The organism is Tessaracoccus lacteus (assembly GCF_029917005.1).
GTDB lineage: Bacteria > Actinomycetota > Actinomycetes > Propionibacteriales > Propionibacteriaceae > Arachnia > Arachnia lactea.
The window spans coordinates 1,347,887-1,362,549 of the sequence record NZ_CP123967.1 but is presented as its reverse complement, the minus strand read 5'-3'; the positions used below and the strand labels follow the sequence as shown (position 1 = coordinate 1,362,549).

Annotated in this window: 17 protein-coding genes and 2 pseudogenes; 9 read left to right on the top strand and 10 right to left on the bottom strand. The window is 67.9% G+C overall.

Going from position 1 to position 14,663, the window contains the following annotated elements:
* Positions 1-133: 133 nt before the first annotated feature.
* Together arsA and arsD are read right to left on the bottom strand one after the other, a co-directional pair.
* Positions 134-1,885, bottom strand: a complete 1,752-nt coding sequence (gene arsA, locus QH948_RS06155; RefSeq protein ID WP_281145964.1) for an arsenical pump-driving ATPase — start codon at positions 1,883-1,885, stop codon at positions 134-136.
* Between the two features lie 12 nt (positions 1,886-1,897).
* Positions 1,898-2,344, bottom strand: coding sequence for an arsenite efflux transporter metallochaperone ArsD (gene arsD, locus QH948_RS06150; protein WP_281145963.1), 447 nt, complete (start codon positions 2,342-2,344; stop codon positions 1,898-1,900).
* A gap of 89 nt (positions 2,345-2,433) precedes the next feature.
* On the opposite strand from arsD, the gene QH948_RS06145 reads away from it, so the two are divergent.
* The 7 genes and pseudogenes from QH948_RS06145 to QH948_RS06115 all read left to right on the top strand — a co-directional run.
* The gene (locus QH948_RS06145; RefSeq protein WP_281145962.1) at positions 2,434-2,808 is read left to right on the top strand and encodes an ArsR/SmtB family transcription factor; all 375 of its coding nucleotides are present in this window, start codon (positions 2,434-2,436) and stop codon (positions 2,806-2,808) included.
* Between the two features lie 147 nt (positions 2,809-2,955).
* Positions 2,956-3,933, top strand: coding sequence for a thioredoxin-disulfide reductase (gene trxB / locus QH948_RS06140; RefSeq protein WP_281145961.1), 978 nt, complete (start codon positions 2,956-2,958; stop codon positions 3,931-3,933).
* Entirely contained in the window at positions 3,930-4,253 is a 324-nt protein-coding gene (gene trxA / locus QH948_RS06135; protein ID WP_281145960.1) for a thioredoxin, read from the top strand. The genes trxB and trxA overlap by 4 nt, the downstream gene beginning before the upstream one ends.
* A complete protein-coding gene (arsB, locus tag QH948_RS06130; RefSeq protein WP_281145959.1) occupies positions 4,250-5,365 on the top strand; it encodes an ACR3 family arsenite efflux transporter in 1,116 nt (371 codons plus the stop codon). The genes trxA and arsB overlap by 4 nt, the downstream gene beginning before the upstream one ends.
* Positions 5,362-6,354, top strand: a complete 993-nt coding sequence (locus QH948_RS06125; protein ID WP_281145958.1) for a metalloregulator ArsR/SmtB family transcription factor — start codon at positions 5,362-5,364, stop codon at positions 6,352-6,354. The genes arsB and QH948_RS06125 overlap by 4 nt, the downstream gene beginning before the upstream one ends.
* Positions 6,355-6,370: 16 nt before the next feature.
* On the top strand, positions 6,371-6,775 hold the full coding sequence (locus tag QH948_RS06120; RefSeq protein ID WP_281145957.1) for an arsenate reductase ArsC: 405 nt from the start codon (positions 6,371-6,373) through the stop codon (positions 6,773-6,775).
* 155 nt (positions 6,776-6,930) lie between these two features.
* Positions 6,931-7,140, top strand: a pseudogene (locus tag QH948_RS06115) (helix-turn-helix domain-containing protein); the annotation flags it as partial.
* A 1-nt stretch (position 7,141) separates the two neighbouring features.
* Here the strand turns inward: QH948_RS06115 and QH948_RS06110 are convergent.
* Positions 7,142-7,639, bottom strand: a pseudogene (locus tag QH948_RS06110) (helix-turn-helix domain-containing protein); the annotation flags it as partial.
* Positions 7,640-7,822: 183 nt separating this feature from the next.
* Between QH948_RS06110 and QH948_RS06105 the strand changes: the two are divergent.
* Positions 7,823-8,979 (top strand): IS3 family transposase gene (locus tag QH948_RS06105; protein ID WP_438874087.1). Its coding sequence is split into 2 segments (ribosomal slippage): positions 7,823-8,087 and positions 8,087-8,979, totalling 1,158 coding nucleotides; the frame shifts between segments, so codons are not numbered across the junction.
* A 436-nt stretch (positions 8,980-9,415) separates the two neighbouring features.
* Positions 9,416-10,117 carry a glutamine amidotransferase gene (locus tag QH948_RS06100; RefSeq protein ID WP_281145956.1) on the top strand — a complete coding sequence of 234 codons (702 nt, stop codon included), beginning with the start codon at positions 9,416-9,418 and terminating at the stop codon, positions 10,115-10,117.
* A gap of 24 nt (positions 10,118-10,141) precedes the next feature.
* Here the strand turns inward: QH948_RS06100 and QH948_RS06095 are convergent, their stop codons facing one another.
* From QH948_RS06095 to QH948_RS06065, 7 genes are all read right to left on the bottom strand, one after another.
* Positions 10,142-10,813: a cation diffusion facilitator family transporter gene (locus QH948_RS06095; RefSeq protein ID WP_281145955.1), complete on the bottom strand. Its 672-nt coding sequence runs from the start codon at positions 10,811-10,813 to the stop codon at positions 10,142-10,144.
* Positions 10,810-11,169, bottom strand: a complete 360-nt coding sequence (cmtR, locus tag QH948_RS06090) for a Cd(II)/Pb(II)-sensing metalloregulatory transcriptional regulator CmtR (protein ID WP_281145954.1) — start codon at positions 11,167-11,169, stop codon at positions 10,810-10,812. Before cmtR ends, QH948_RS06095 begins: the two co-directional genes overlap by 4 nt.
* A 32-nt stretch (positions 11,170-11,201) precedes the next feature.
* Positions 11,202-11,453 (bottom strand): SDR family oxidoreductase, encoded by a 252-nt coding sequence (locus tag QH948_RS06085; protein WP_281146152.1) that lies wholly within the window; start codon positions 11,451-11,453, stop codon positions 11,202-11,204.
* An 87-nt stretch (positions 11,454-11,540) separates the two neighbouring features.
* Entirely contained in the window at positions 11,541-12,452 is a 912-nt protein-coding gene (locus QH948_RS06080; protein ID WP_281145953.1) for an ABC transporter substrate-binding protein, read from the bottom strand.
* 13 nt (positions 12,453-12,465) lie between these two features.
* Positions 12,466-13,152, bottom strand: coding sequence for an ABC transporter permease (locus QH948_RS06075; RefSeq protein WP_281145952.1), 687 nt, complete (start codon positions 13,150-13,152; stop codon positions 12,466-12,468).
* A complete protein-coding gene (locus QH948_RS06070; protein ID WP_281145951.1) occupies positions 13,149-13,835 on the bottom strand; it encodes an ABC transporter permease in 687 nt (228 codons plus the stop codon). The genes QH948_RS06075 and QH948_RS06070 overlap by 4 nt, the downstream gene beginning before the upstream one ends.
* On the bottom strand, positions 13,832-14,644 hold the full coding sequence (locus tag QH948_RS06065) for an ABC transporter ATP-binding protein (protein WP_281145950.1): 813 nt from the start codon (positions 14,642-14,644) through the stop codon (positions 13,832-13,834). Before QH948_RS06065 ends, QH948_RS06070 begins: the two co-directional genes overlap by 4 nt.
* Positions 14,645-14,663: the final 19 nt, after the last annotated feature.

The window sequence follows — 14,663 nt, the reverse complement described above, 5'->3', positions numbered from 1 at the left end:
GGGAAGTGTGTTCGCGATTCGTAGTGCAGAATGCTCAAGGACGGCATGAGGCGCCGTGCCCGGCAGTTCGAACTCGCTTGGACGCGCTGTCCTGCGCCTGTCTGCACGCACATCGGGGATCTTCAGGAGCGCGCTACGCAGTGATCAACTGGCGGAGTTGGTTGATGCCGACTGGGGGCGTGTTGCGGTAGGGCGTGATCGCCACACGGCTTGCCTGTGTCTTGACTTGCTTGAGCGGCACTTGCTCCGCGTTGATCCGTTCGGTCAGCAGGGGGCTGGTGGTGCCAGTCGGGGTGAGGGAGCGGTTGACGATCCATCCCCAGGTGGTGATGTTGGCTCGGGTGAGGTCGGCGGCCAGGCCGGTGGCTTCGAGGACGGGGGTGGTCTCGGGCAGTGTGACGACGATGACGCTGGTGTTGTCGGGGTCCTGGAGTCGGGCCAGGGGCGTGAGCCCGGCCTGCTCGGGCAGGTTGCGAACGACTTCGCGGTGGTAGGAGCCGGTGGCGTCCATGAGGAGCAGTGTGTGTCCGGTGGGGGCGGTGTCCATGACCACGAATCGGTGGGCGGATTGCTCGACGGCTGCGGCGAAGGCCTGGAAGACGGCCACCTCTTCGGTGCAGGGCGAGCGCAGGTCCTCGGCGAGGTTGGCCCGACCGTCGGCGTCCAGGCTCGCGCCCTTGGTGTCCATGACGTGGCGTCGGTAGTCGGCCACGGCCTGGGCGGGATCGATGCTGGATACCTCGAACGGTGCCGCTTCGCCGACCGTCCAGGCGAGATGCGCGGCGGGGTCGGTGGTGGTCAGCAGCACGTCCTTGCCGCGGTCGGACAGGCCGACGGCGATCGCGGCGGCCATCGTGGTCTTCCCGACGCCGCCTTTCCCGACGACCATGATCAATCCGTGGTCCTTGGCCGCCAGCTGCTCGATCGTCGCGGCCAGAGAGTCCGATGAGTCGGCGGGTGTGTTGGCGCGCGGTGCGGCTAACGCCGGGGTGTGGTCCGGGGTCTCGGAGAGCAGCGTGGTGAGGGCGTCGAGGCCCATCACGTCGCGGGTGCGCAGCGTGAGCCGGTCGATCGCCAGCCCGGCGAGATTGGCGGGCATGGCGGCGATGGCGGCGGTCTCCTCGGTGCGGATCGCGTCGGCCAGGTCATCTGGGATGGGTTCGCTGGGGAGGATGCCGTTGATGACCAGGTGGGTGGCGTGGACGCCTGCTTCGGCGAGTTCGTCGGCGGTGCGGGACGCCTCGGCCAGCGATGAGGTCTGTGGGCGGGCGACCAGGCCCAGTCTCGTCACGGACGGGTCGGCCAGGGCTGTGAGCGCGTCGGCGTAGGTGGTGCGGGTCTTGTCGAGGCCGGCCATCGGACCGAGGCAGGACGCGTCGCCGAGCCCGTCTTCGAGGAAGGAGGTCCATTCGCCGGGGAGCTTGAGCAGCCGGACGGTGTGGCCGGTCGGGGCGGTGTCGAAGACGATGTGGTCGTAGCCTTGCGCGATGTCGTTGCCGGCCAGGAAGGCGGTGAACTCGTTGAACGAGGCGATCTCGGTGGTGCAGGACCCGGAGAGCTGCTCGGTGACGTCGGCGAGGTCCTTGACCGAGAGGAAGACCCGGATTGGGGCGAGTGCGCGTTGGCGGTACTCCTCGGCGGCGGCCTCGGGGTCGATCTCCAGCGCGTCGAGCCCGTCAACGCCGACAATCGGCGTGATCGTGTACCCGACCCGCTGGCCGAAGACCTGGCCGACATTCGAGGCCGGGTCGGTGGAGACCAGCAGGACCCGGTTGCCCCGGCGTGCGAGGTCGACCGCGGTGGCGCAGGCGATGCTCGTCTTCCCGACACCGCCCTTCCCGGTCAGGAACAGGAACCTCGGGGGGTTGTGCAGCAGCTCAATCATCTCCGATCAGCCCTACGCCTGAGAACCGGACTGGATGGTCACCGACTGGGCCGAACCGCAGCATCCCGACGACACCGGGGCCTCGTCACTACAGCACACCGACGCTGCCGGAATGGGCGTGGCGTTACCGCAGCATCCAGTCGCCGCATTCTCGGCGGGCGCCTCGACGCCGGCGATCCGTGCCAGCTCGGCGCGGGAGGGGTAGCGTCCGGTGGCGACCGTCACGTCGTCGACGACGATCAGCGGCAACCCGGACGCGCCGACCTTCTGCACGAAGGCCCGCGCGACGGCGCTGTCAGCGAACGCGGCGGGGTCCTGGGCCAAGTTGGCCCGGCGCACCGACACGCCTTGCCGGGTGAGCCAGTCAAGGTCGGCGGTGAAGTCGACCAGCGCCTGGTCGGGGTCGGGGCCGCACACCCCGGTGTTGCAGCACAGCGGGCCTTCGAAGACTTGGATCATGAGGACGCCTCTCTCGGATTGATGTTCGTCAATATGAAGACTAGGACTCATATCGACGTCTGTCAATCTGAGGTGGTAGGCTGGCACACATGGCTCAGCACCTCCCGATCATCGACTGCACCCCGCAGGGGGGGTCGACGCTCGCCGACGAGGAGGCCGAGCGGGTCGCCGCCACCTTCAAGGCGCTCTCTGATCCGGTCCGGGTCAAGCTGCTGCATCACATCTCGGCGAACTGCTGCTCCAGCGTGTGCGCCTGTCACATGCCCGACAGTCTTGGCATCAGCCAGCCAACCCTCTCCTACCACCTGGCACGACTGGTCAAGGCCGGGCTCATCAGCCGGGAGATGCGCCACAAGTGGGCGCACTACCACGCCACGCCGCAGGGCCTGGCGACCGTGCGAGCATTCCTCGCCGGATTACCCGACCCGGACAAGTGCTCGGCAGACCCGTCGACCACCTGCTGACCCACCACACCCACGACAGCCGCCCTCCACAGTCGACACCGCCCCGAAAGCTGTGACGCTATGGGGGCAACAGGCCTGCCCATCGCGCCGAGCAGCACCCGCCACCCCCGGGTTGCATCTTGCTTCGATCTCCTTCAATATAGATACATGTCGATGCAAGATGTGGAACTCGTGATCGTTGGGTCCGGCCCAGCCGGATACACCGCAGCTGTCTACGCCGCGCGAGCAGGCCTCGCGCCGGTCGTCCTGGCCGGATCAGTGACGGCAGGCGGAGCGCTGATGACGACCACGGAGGTCGAAAACTTCCCCGGCTTCACCGACGGCATCCAAGGCCCCGAGCTGATGGAAGCGATGCGCGCCCAGGCAGAGCGCTTCGGCGCCCGCATCATCTACGACGACGCGACCGGTCTTGCACTCACCGAATCCACGAAGTTCATCGAGACCAGCAGCAGCGGAACCTTCCAGGCGCGCGCCGTGATTCTGACGATGGGGTCCGCATATCGCAAGCTCGGTCTCCCTGAGGAAGCCCGATTCTCGGGACATGGCCTGTCATGGTGCGCGACCTGCGACGGCTTCTTCTTCCGTGACCGGGAAATCGCGGTCATCGGCGGTGGCGATTCCGCGATGGAAGAAGCACTGTTCTTGACGCGCTTCGCCGCCAAGGTCACGCTCGTCCACCGGCGCGGCGACTTCCGGGCGTCCCGGATCATGGCCGAGCGGGCATTGGCCGACCCCAAGATCGAGGTCGCATGGAACAACGAGGTGACCGCGATCCTCGGCGAGACGAACGTCAGCGGTCTGCGACTGCGCGACACGATCACAGGCGCCGAACGAGTGCTGGATGTGTCGGGCATTTTCGTCGCAATCGGGCACGACCCGCGCTCCGAGCTTGTCGCCGAGCAAGTGTCCACCGACGCAGAGGGGTACGTCATCGTGGCCCATCCAACGACACACACCAACGTGGCCGGCGTATTCGCCGCCGGCGACCTGGTGGATCACAACTACCGACAGGCGATCACGGCCGCCGGCACAGGCTGCGCCGCCGCCATGGACGCGCAGCACTATCTGTCGACTCTCGATCTACCCACCCAGATCGAGAGTCCCACTCTGGAGGTTTCCGCATGAGCATCACCCACGTCACCGACGCCACATTTGTCAGCGAAGTGCTCGAATCAGACCTTCCGGTCGTAGTCGACATCTGGGCCGCGTGGTGCGGCCCATGCAAGGCCATCGCTCCGATCTTGGAGCACTTGGCCACCGAGTATGCGGGCCGGGTCAAGATCGTCAAGATCGACGCGGATGCCAATCCCGAGACCGTGACCACAGCTGGTGTCACCTCGATCCCCACTCTTTCCTTCTACCGCGACGGCGAGCGGGTCGACATGCTGATCGGCGCACACCCGAAGCCGTCCATTGCCGCGAAGATCGACGGACTCCTGGCATGACTGCGACCGCAACGGCGCCCACACGCGCCACTCCGGCGCGTCTGTCCGTCCTCGACCGTTGGCTGCCGCTGTGGATCGGACTGGCGATGATCGCAGGCCTCCTCCTCGGCCGTCTCGTCCCCGCCGTCTCCGATGTGCTCTCCCATCTGGAGGTGGGAGGCATCTCGGTACCGATCGGGCTGGGGCTGCTCGTGATGATGTACCCCGTGCTCGCAAAGGTCCGCTACGACAAGATCGCGGCCGTCACGGGCGACAAGCGCCTCCTAGTCTCATCCCTGGTCCTGAACTGGATCATCGGCCCGGCGGTCATGTTCGCCCTCGCCTGGCTGTTCCTGCCTGATCTGCCGGAGTACCGCACGGGGCTCATCATCGTGGGACTGGCCCGCTGCATCGCGATGGTCGTGATCTGGAACGACCTGGCCTGTGGCGACCGAGAAGCCACCGCCGTGCTGGTCGCGATCAACTCCATCTTCCAGGTCGTCGCGTTCTCGCTGCTCGGCTGGTTCTACCTCACCGTACTGCCCGGCTGGCTCGGCCTCGATACCCAAGGTCTGGAAGTGTCAGTCGGGCAGATCGCGCTGAATGTCCTGGTCTTCCTCGGCGTCCCGCTCATCGCCGGGTTCGCCTCGCGGTGGATCGGCGAGAAGCGCCGAGGACGCGACTGGTACGAGAACCGATTCCTCCCCAGAGTGGGGCCGTGGGCGCTCTATGGGTTGCTGTTCACCATCGTGCTGCTCTTCGCGCTCCAAGGCGAAGCGATCACATCCAGTCCGTTCGATGTCGCCCGGATCGCCCTGCCGCTACTGGTCTACTTCGCGCTGATATGGTTCGTCGGGCTCTTGCTCGGCAAGGGTCTCGGACTGGGCTATGCCCGCTCCACCACGCTGGCATTCACGGCGGCGGGCAACAATTTCGAACTTGCCATCGCGGTCGCGATCGGCACCTTCGGCGCGGCATCTGGACAGGCCCTCGCGGGGGTCGTCGGCCCACTCATCGAAGTCCCCGTACTCGTCGGCCTCGTCTACGTCTCGCTGTGGGCCGCACGCGCCTGGTTCCACACCGACCCCTACGCTCCCGACACTGCCACGACCGAACTGAGGAGGACACCATGACCGAAACACCCACAACGGTCGAGACGTGCGCGCCTGCCGAGGCGCACGCAATCGGCCTGGACGCGGCCACCACCGTGGCCGGTATGTTGAAGGCGCTGGCCGATCCGCTCCGACTGCGGATGCTCTCGGCCATCGCCACCGACCCGCGCGGCGAGTCCTGCGTCTGCGACCTTGCCGAACTCGCTGACGTCTCCCAGCCCACCATCTCCCACCACCTGAAGGTACTGAAAGACACCGGCCTGCTCGCATCCGAGCGGCGCGGCACCTGGGTGTACTACCGCATCGTCCCAACCAGGCAGACCGCCGTCACGACCCTCCTCGACGGCTTCGCATCCACCGTCGCCGCCGATCCCACCGGAGACCGGCCCGAGTCGCCCCGAGAGGTCGACGCACACGTCATCGACCGCCTCGCACAAGAACTGACTAACGAGTTCAACACGCTGAGTCGCGACCTGGTGGTCACTATGGTGCGGGAGTCCTACGCCGGTCTCCTACGGTCCGCGAAGGTCGCCCGACACCTCGTCCCGCTCACCGAACGCTTCGCCCGTCAACGCCTCGCCGACCTCACCCGCGACCGCGAGACGGGTGTACCGCAGGTGCTGTTCGTGTGCGTGCAGAACGCCGGCCGCTCCCAGCTCGCGGCCGCGCTGGTGAACCAGATGGCCGATGGCAAGGTCGTCGCCCGCTCTGCCGGGTCACGACCGGCACCAGATGTCCACCCGCACGTGCGCTCGCTGCTCACCGAGATCGAGGGAGAGGACGCCGCTATCGAGCGGTTCCCCAAGCCGCTTACCGACGACGCGGTCCGCGCCGCCGATGTCGTCATCACCATGGGCTGCGACGACGTGTGCCCGATCATCCCCGGCGTCCGCTACGAGGACTGGGCTGTCGGAGACCCCGCCCTCGCCTCTGCCGAGGGCGTCGAAGCCATCCGCGACGACATCGCCGCCCGCGTCCGCACCCTGCTCGACTCCCTCACCAGCCGCTAACGAAAGAGACCCGACAATGACCGACACCAAGCCGTCCGTGCTGTTCGTTTGCATCCACAACGCCGGCCGCTCCCAGATGGCAGCCGGCTACCTCCGCCACCTCGCCGGCGACCGGATCGAGGTCCGCTCCGCCGGCTCCATGCCCGCCGACCAGATCAATCCCACCGCCGTCGAAGCCATGCGCGAAGAGGGCATCGACATCACAGCGGAGCAGCCCAAGGTGCTCACGCCCGAGGCCGTCCAAGCCTCCGATGTCGTCATCACGATGGGGTGCGGCGACGCCTGCCCGTTCTACCCCGGCAAGCGCTACGAGGACTGGAAGCTCAATGACCCGGCGGGCCAGGGCATCGAGCTCGTGCGCCCCATTCGTGACGAGATCAAAGCCCGAATCCAGGAGTTGATCGTCTCCATCAGCAACTAGGCGCTGCCTCCCCTGCCGGGAGGCAGCGCCTCCAGCTGCACGCCGACCTAGATGTACCCGGCCAGGACGTTGGTAGCAGCGCGTCTGCTTGAACGGGTGAGAACCTCCGGATGGGATGTGGCGTGTCTACGGCCCATTCCAGCGCGGAGGTTCTCGTGTCCCACGGTAGTGCCCGGTTGACCGTTCATGGTCGACTACTGATCGTTCAACGCCATCAAGCCGGTTGGCCTCAGAGCCACATCGCTGCGGCGATGGGTGTCTCCCGCAAGTGCGTGAGGACCTGGCTCGACCGGTACGCCGCCGACGGCGAAGCCGGTTTGGTGACCCGGTCGTCGCGGCCACACACCATGCCGACCCGCACCAGCCCCTGTAGCTGATCTCATCGATACCGATCCGCCGCAGCCTCGCGAACCGGTCCTGCTCCTTCGACAGGTCATTCCAGTGACGCTCGATGATGCTGCCGACACTGCGCCACGCGATCCGCATCAACTGACACGCAGCCGATTTCGAGCACTGCGTGACCAGCCACGCGATCTGAGCATCAAACTCCTACGTGTGACCAGCCCCGTGACGGGCCCACGGCACCGAGGCGACCACCACCCCATGGACACGGCACGACACCCGCGGCGCTTCGGCCTCGAGGAACACCCTCATGGTTCCCAGATCCAGGCCCCGCCAGCGTCGTCGACCACCACCAGCGTCATAGCCCGGAGATCGCCGCCAGCAGATCCCACACCTGCCTCTCGCCCGCTTCGCAGGCCGCACACGACACACCAACACCCCCGCCTGATCGTCGAGTTCAACACCGTCGATGATCGTGTGATCGACACCCAGCAGCCGACGCCATAAGATTGAGTTCTGCACACCGCTATCCGCTCTAGTTCTTGAACCCTTTGACAGCAAAGAACCCAGCCGGACAGCGGTGTGCTCCACTTTCAGCTCCACTGGGCACCCACACATCCGACACAAGAGCCATTTGGGACTGCCCCGGGTTTGGTTGACATCAACATCTCAGGTCCGTGAGGGCCTGGTGAGAGGATGCATGTCATGCCCAAGCCCCATCCGAAAGAGTTCCGCGATGATGTGATCGCGGTCGCCCGCAAGGGCGAGGCCCCGATCGGCCAGATCGCCAAGGACTTCGGGATCAGTGAGTCCTGCCTGCGCAACTGGCTGGCCAAGGCCGATCGTGTTGATGCCCCCGCCGCAGACAACCGCTCCGCAGCCGAACTACGGGAAGCCAACAAGCGCATCCGGCTGCTGGAGCAGGAGAACGAAGTCCTGCGCCGCGCCGCCGCCTACCTGTCCCGCGACATCAACCCAAAATGATGTTCCCCTTGGTCACCGACCTGGCCCAGACCAAGGGGACGCTCCGGGTGCCGGTCGCGGTCTCCTGCCGGGTGCTGGGCTTCTCGCGGCAGGCCTACTACCAGTGGCTCGCCTGCCCAGTCTCGCAGCGCGACTGGGACGATGCACACCTGATCAACGCCGCCATCGACCTGCATGCCGAAGACCCTGGTCTGGGTTATCGCCTCATCGCCGATGACCTGCCCGAGATGGGCATCACCGCTGGTGAGAACCGAGTCCACCGGCTCTGCAAGCTGCAGCGGATCCGTTCGTTCCACTCGGTCAAGAACGGGTCATGGAAGAAGCCCGGGCCGGCGGTCCACGATGACCTGGTGCAGCGCCAGTTCCATGCCGAGGGGCCTAACCGGTTGTGGTTGACCGACATCACCGAGCACCGCACCAGCGAGGGCAAGCTGTACCTGTGTGCGGTCAAGGACGTCTGGTCCAACCGCATTGTGGGGTACTCGATCGACACCCGCATGAAGAAGCGGATCGCGATCAACGCCCTGCGCATGGCCGTCCAACGTCGCGGACCAGTTGCTGGTTGCATCGTCCACTCGGACCGAGGCAGCCAATTCCGAGCCCACACCTATGTGGCCGAGTTGAAGGTCCACGACCTCACAGGTTCCATGGGCAGGGTCGCCTCAAGTCCCGACAATGCCGCCATGGAGAGCTTCTTCGCGCTGCTGCAGAAGAACGTCCTCAACCGCCACCCGTGGACCAGCCGGGCCGAGCTGCGGCTGGCCATGATCACCTGGATCGAGAAGTCTTACCACCGCCGACGCCGCCAACGGCGTCTCGGCAAACTCACCCCAGTAGAGTTCGAAGCAGTCCATCACACGACCACACAGGCCGCCTGACCCACCCCTAGAAATCTGTCAAGCAAACTGGGGGCAGTCCCTTTTTGTGCGGAAAGGGTCGGCGCGAGGTGCTGGCCTCACGGGTTCTACACACCGTCTTCCGACCTGCTGATTGCGCCTGTCGGCTCCCCCTCCCCCCACACACAGCCCACAGGATCCACCAGGAACTGTCGGTAGGCTACGTCACACTCATTCGGGAAGCACTTGTTGACGCAAGGGGGCTCGAGATGGATGACGACGAGGGCGACGGGCTGGACTATCTCGAGGAGATCGTCTCGATCATCAACGAGTGCGGGGTGGCCATCCCGTGCGTGATCGGGACCGAGGACGATCCCGAGCTGGGCAGCATCATGGATCCGGACTGGCTGCTGGGGCCGGTGCCGGCCGCCTGCTCGACTCCGGTGACCGGGACTCGTTCCGGCAGTAGGGTCGCGCCATGTCCCGCACAGCGCTCGCGATCCGTCACGTCCCGTTCGAGGACCTCGGTATCCTCGCTCCCGCCCTCGAGGCGCACGGTTACGAGATCGAGTACCTCGAAGCCGGCCTCGACGGCATTCCGCCCGAGCGCGCGCTCGCACCAGCTCTGCTGGTGGTGCTCGGCGGGCCGATCGGCGTCTACGACGGCGACCGGTACCCCTTCCTCGTCGAGGAGCAGCGCGCGATCCGGGCCCGGCTCGACGCGGGTCTGCCGACGATGGGTGTCTGCCTCGGTGCCCAGCTGATCGCGCGGGCCCTGGGGGCCGACGTCGCGCCCACCGGCCGCCACGAGATCGGGTACGCGCCGCTGACGCTCACCAACGAGGGGCGCGCTTCGGTCCTCACCCCCTTGGAGGGGCACCCGGTGCTGCACTGGCACGGGGACCAGTTCGAGATCCCGGAGGGGGCGACGCAGCTGGCCGAGACACCCGGCTTCCCGAACCAGGCCTTCGCGGTGGGCAACACGGTGCTGGCGCTCCAGTTCCATCTCGAGGCCGATCACACCCGGATCGAGAGCTGGCTGATCGGCCACGCCCACGAGCTCGCCGCGGCGGGCGTGGACCCGCAACGCCTCCGGACCGACGCCGCAGCCTTCGGGCCGGGCCTCGCCCGCGCGGCCACCCGGGTCATCGACGCCTGGCTTGACCGCCTCGCCGACTGAACCTCACCGTGAATCCGGCCGCCCTCAGCAGCAACCATCGTCGCAGGCCTGCACCTCGCCCGTCAGTAAGGACACCGGGGCGGCGCAGCAGGCGCGGCCGCGCCACGCCTCGACGCCCTCCCGCACCGCGAACCCGGCGATGAACAGTGCGGCAACCGAGTCGGCCCAAGCCCAGCCGAACAGGGCGTTGAGCCCGAGTCCGACCACGAGGGCGGCCGACAGGTAGGCGCAGATCAGCGTCTGCTTGGAGTCTGCGACCGCGGAGGCGGAGCCGAGCTCGCGGCCGGTGCGCCGCTCAAACCAGCTCAGGACGGGCATCACCACGAGGCTCAGCACGCCGAGCACGATGCCGAGGGTCGAGTGCTCAGGCTCGCGAAGCCCGGTCAACGCGAGGACCGACTCGACGGTGACGTAGGCGGCCAGCGCGAGGAACGCGATGGAGATGACGAGCAGCGCGGCGCGCTCTCTCTTCTCGGGCTCGGGCGAGGCGAACTGCCAGGCCACGGCCGCCGCGGAGAGGACCTCGACGACGGAGTCGAGGCCGAACCCGATGAGGGCGGCAGACGAGGCCGCCCGCCCCGCGACGAGCGCAACGGCACCCTCGAGCACATTCCACGTGATGGTGAACGCCACGACAAGCCGGATCCGGCGGCGGAGCAGGTCCCTGCGGGCAGGCTCCAGGGCCGTCGCGGTCACCGGGACTCCCCCGCGTCACAGCAGCCGACCACCGAACAGGTCGGGTCGATGCAGGGAACTCCATCATCGACGGCGAGCGTCGCGTCCACCAGCGCCCGGAGGGCCGCGGCGAGGTGGGCGTCGGCCATCTCATATCTGGTGCGCCGGCCCTCGGGCTCCGCCACCACGATTCCGCAGCCCCTGAGGCAGGCCAGGTGGTTCGACACATTGGTCCTGGTCAGCCCGAGGTTCGCCGCAAGCGTCGCCGGGTAGCCAGGACCGTCGAGCAGCTCGAGCAGGATCCGGGATCGGGTGGGATCCGCCATGGCGCGGCCGAGCCGATTCATGACGTCCAACCGGGTAGTTATGGTCAGCATGCGCTGACCATACAACCGACGCTGACCAATTGTCACGCCGTCGGCGGATGAGACCTCAGGTGGTCGGCCAGCGTGATCGGGTCGGTTCCCGTGATGCTTCGCACCGCGTCACTGACCTGCGCCTGGGCGGAGACCATCAGGAGCGTGTCCACTCCCGTCAGCGCTGCTCGAGACGCGTCCGCATCCGCATAGTCGAAGGCGTGCACGGTGGCGCCGGGCAGGTGCGGCGCACGGGCAGGCGTGTGGGCGAGCAGACGCTGCGGGACGCCCTGCTCGGCGAGAATCCGGGCGGTGAGCCCGCCAAGGGCCCCGGTCGCGCCACTGCGATGGTCACGGGGTACTCCTTCCGGAGGTTGGCGGGCCCGCCCGGGTCAGGCCAGACCCTCGTCGGAGAGCCAGTCGGTGGCGATCGTCGCGGCGGGAAGCTCCTCGTCGACGCTTCGGGCGTTGAGCGCGATCAGGTCGTCGGGGGTCATGGCGGCGCTGACGGTGTTGATCACCTCGGCCGCCGCGTCGTCGACGTTGTCGCTGGCCAGCGGCACGACGTGCGAGGCAAGGAACAGACCCTTGGTGTCCTGCAACGACACGAGATCGTTCGCCTTGATCGCCGGGTCCGCCGTGTAGATGTTGGCCAGCTGGATGTCGCCGTCCTTGAGCGCCTTGACGGTCAGCGGGCCGCCGGCATCCTCGATCGGGGTGAACCCGATCTCGATCCCATAGGTGTCCATCAGGCCCTTCGGGCCGTAGGGCCTGGACTCCGCCTCCGAGTTGGCGCCGAGCGTCAACGGCTCGGTGACGTCGGCCAGGTCGTCGATCGTGGTCAGGTCCCACATGTCGGCGAACTCGCGGGTGACGGTGTAGGAGTCCTGGTCGCTCGCCTCCGACTGGTCGAGCACGCGCAGGCCGTCGGGGGTGGCCTCCTCCAGCGCCGCGTAGACGTCGTCCGCCAGCCGCGCGTCGGTGTCGGGCTCCCAGTACTGGAGCAGGTTGCCGGTGTATTCGGGGAAGAGGTCGATGCTGCCGGCCTCGATCTCGGGGAGATAGATCTCGCGCTGGCCGATGCGGAACTGCCTGTCGACGGTGTATCCGGCCCCCTCGAGGGCCTGCGCGTAGATCTCGGCGATGATCTCGTTGGAGTAGTAGTCCTGGGACCCGATCACGATCGAGGTCGACGGCGTGCTCTGGCCGGTCTCGGTGGCCAGCGGGTCGGCCCCGGAGCAGCCGGCAAGCAGCGATGCTCCCAGGACTGCACTGAGCGCGGCGAGCGCGATGCGGTGGGTCATGGTGGTGTCTCTCTCAGGATCGGGTTCGGGTGGGCTGGCGGGAGGGGTCGGCGATGCGGGCGCAGAGCCGCTGGAGCGCGGCCAGGACGAGTTCGAGCAGCAGCGCAAGCGCGATGACCAGCAGCGCCCCGGCGAGCATCTGCGGATAGTCGCGCGACTTCAGCCCCGCGAACAGATACCGCCCCAGCCCGGTGTCGGAGGTGTAGGCGGCCAACGTAGCGGTGGCCACCACCTGCAGAGTGGCCGCCCTCAGCCCGCCGACCATCACCGGCAACGCAAGCGGCAACTCCACGCCGACGATAACCTGTGGACCGCTCATGCCGACGGCCCTGGCCGCCGACGCGATGGCGGGGTCGATGGACTGGACACCCGCGTAGGCGCCGGCGAGCAACGACGGAACGGCGAGCAGCACCAGGGCGAGCAGCGGGGCCTCGATGCCGATGCCGAGTGCGAGCCCGAAGAGCGTGAGCAGGCCGAGCGTGGGGATGGCACGCGCGGCGCCGACGATCGCGCCGACAATCCCCGCCCCTCTCCGGGTGTGCCCGATCACCACCCCGACGGGCAGCGCCACCAGGGCGGCGGCGCCGACCGCGACGGCGGTCACCAGGAGATGCTGCGCCGTCCGCACGGGGATGCCGGCAGGGCCGACCCAGTTGGCCGGATCGCCCAGCCAGGCGACCGCCTGGGAGAACAGGTTCATCCGCGCCTCCCCTGGCCCGCCGGGCTCGCGGCGGCTCGTCGGCCGTCGCGGGCCGGCCTCAGCCACGGGGTGAGGAGGCGCCCAAGTAACAGCAGCCCCGCATCGGTCAGCAGTGCGAGAGCCACCGTCGCCACGACGCCGACGCCCACCTCCGCGGCGATGCCGCGCTGGAAACCGTCGGTCAGAAGCGTCCCCAGGCTCGGCACGCCAATCAGCGCCCCGATGGTCACCAGTGAGATGGTGGACACCGCCACGACGCGCACTCCCGACAGGAGCACGGGGACGGCCAACGGCAGGTCGACCTGCCAGAAAACCGCCCGCGGGGAGTAGCCGATGGCGACCGCCCCATCGTGCGTCCGCACGTCGACCGCCGCGAAGGCGTCTGCGGCCGTGCGAACCAGTAGCGCGACGCCGTAGACCGTCAGGGCGACGATCATCGTCGCGGGCGATCGCAGCGCGATGCCGAGGATCGCGGGGATCACGATCAACAGCGGCAGCGCCGGAATCGCGTACATCAGGCCGGCTACCGCGAGCAGCGGTCCCCCGACCGCGGGCCGCCGGTGCGCCAGCCTGCCGAGCGGCACCGCGATGAGCACGCTCGCAACGATGGACGGCAGGGCGAGCAGAAGATGATCCCAGGCCAGTTCGAGCACCTGGGGCCAGTTCAGCGCCAGCCACCTCACTTCTGCATCACCCCGACGGGGCGACCGTTCCCGTCGACGGCGATGCTGCGCCCACCGATGTCCACGGTGCTGAGGCTCCGCTCGGCCCGGTTGGCGCCGATGAAGTCGGCCACGAAGTCGTCGGCGGGAGCGGCGAGGATCTCGGCGGGGGTGCCGCGCTGCGCGACGACGCCGTGGCCGCGCAGCACGACCACCTCGTCGCCGAGCCGGAAGGCCTCGTCGACGTCGTGCGTCACGAACACGATGGTCTTGCCCAGTTCCGCCTGCAGCCTCAGCAGTTCGTCCTGGAGGTCGCGGCGCACGATCGGGTCCACCGCGCCGAAGGGCTCGTCCATCAGGAGGATGTTCGGGTCGGGCGCGAGGGCGCGGGCGACGCCGACCCGTTGCTGCTGGCCGCCGGACAGCTCCGCCGGGTAGCGCCGGGCCAGCGACGACTCCAGCCCGACGCGGTCCATCAGTTCGGCCGCCCTCAGGCGGGCGGGTTTGCGCGTCATGCCGCCCAGCCGCAGCACGGTGGCGACGTTGTCGATCACGGTGCGGTGCGGCAGGAGGCCACCGGCCTGCAGCACGTAGCCGATCGAGCGCCTCAGCTCGACGGCGTCGCGGGCGCGCACGTCCTCGCCGTCGATCAGCACGCGGCCCGAGGTCGGCTCGACCATCCGGTTGACCATGCGCAGGAGCGTCGTCTTGCCCGATCCCGAGGAGCCGAGCAGCGCGACCGTGCGGTGCGACGGGATTTCCAGGGAGAAGGCCTCGACGGCCACGGACCCGCGTCGGTACTCCTTGGTCACCTCGTCAAATTCGATCATCACCCCTCCTCCACACGCG

What these genes read in the sequence shown, in the direction of transcription:
- arsA (WP_281145964.1), bottom strand. Translation starts at nt 1,885, where the DNA reads ATGATTGAGCTGCTGCACAACCCCCCGAGGTTCCTGTTCCTGACCGGG.
- arsD (WP_281145963.1), bottom strand. Translation starts at nt 2,344, where the DNA reads ATGATCCAAGTCTTCGAAGGCCCGCTGTGCTGCAACACCGGGGTGTGC.
- QH948_RS06145 (WP_281145962.1), top strand. Translation starts at nt 2,434, where the DNA reads ATGGCTCAGCACCTCCCGATCATCGACTGCACCCCGCAGGGGGGGTCG.
- trxB (WP_281145961.1), top strand. Translation starts at nt 2,956, where the DNA reads ATGTCGATGCAAGATGTGGAACTCGTGATCGTTGGGTCCGGCCCAGCC.
- trxA (WP_281145960.1), top strand. Translation starts at nt 3,930, where the DNA reads ATGAGCATCACCCACGTCACCGACGCCACATTTGTCAGCGAAGTGCTC.
- arsB (WP_281145959.1), top strand. Translation starts at nt 4,250, where the DNA reads ATGACTGCGACCGCAACGGCGCCCACACGCGCCACTCCGGCGCGTCTG.
- QH948_RS06125 (WP_281145958.1), top strand. Translation starts at nt 5,362, where the DNA reads ATGACCGAAACACCCACAACGGTCGAGACGTGCGCGCCTGCCGAGGCG.
- QH948_RS06120 (WP_281145957.1), top strand. Translation starts at nt 6,371, where the DNA reads ATGACCGACACCAAGCCGTCCGTGCTGTTCGTTTGCATCCACAACGCC.
- QH948_RS06100 (WP_281145956.1), top strand. Translation starts at nt 9,416, where the DNA reads ATGTCCCGCACAGCGCTCGCGATCCGTCACGTCCCGTTCGAGGACCTC.
- cmtR (WP_281145954.1), bottom strand. Translation starts at nt 11,169, where the DNA reads ATGCTGACCATAACTACCCGGTTGGACGTCATGAATCGGCTCGGCCGC.
- QH948_RS06080 (WP_281145953.1), bottom strand. Translation starts at nt 12,452, where the DNA reads ATGACCCACCGCATCGCGCTCGCCGCGCTCAGTGCAGTCCTGGGAGCA.
- QH948_RS06075 (WP_281145952.1), bottom strand. Translation starts at nt 13,152, where the DNA reads ATGAACCTGTTCTCCCAGGCGGTCGCCTGGCTGGGCGATCCGGCCAAC.
- QH948_RS06065 (WP_281145950.1), bottom strand. Translation starts at nt 14,644, where the DNA reads ATGATCGAATTTGACGAGGTGACCAAGGAGTACCGACGCGGGTCCGTG.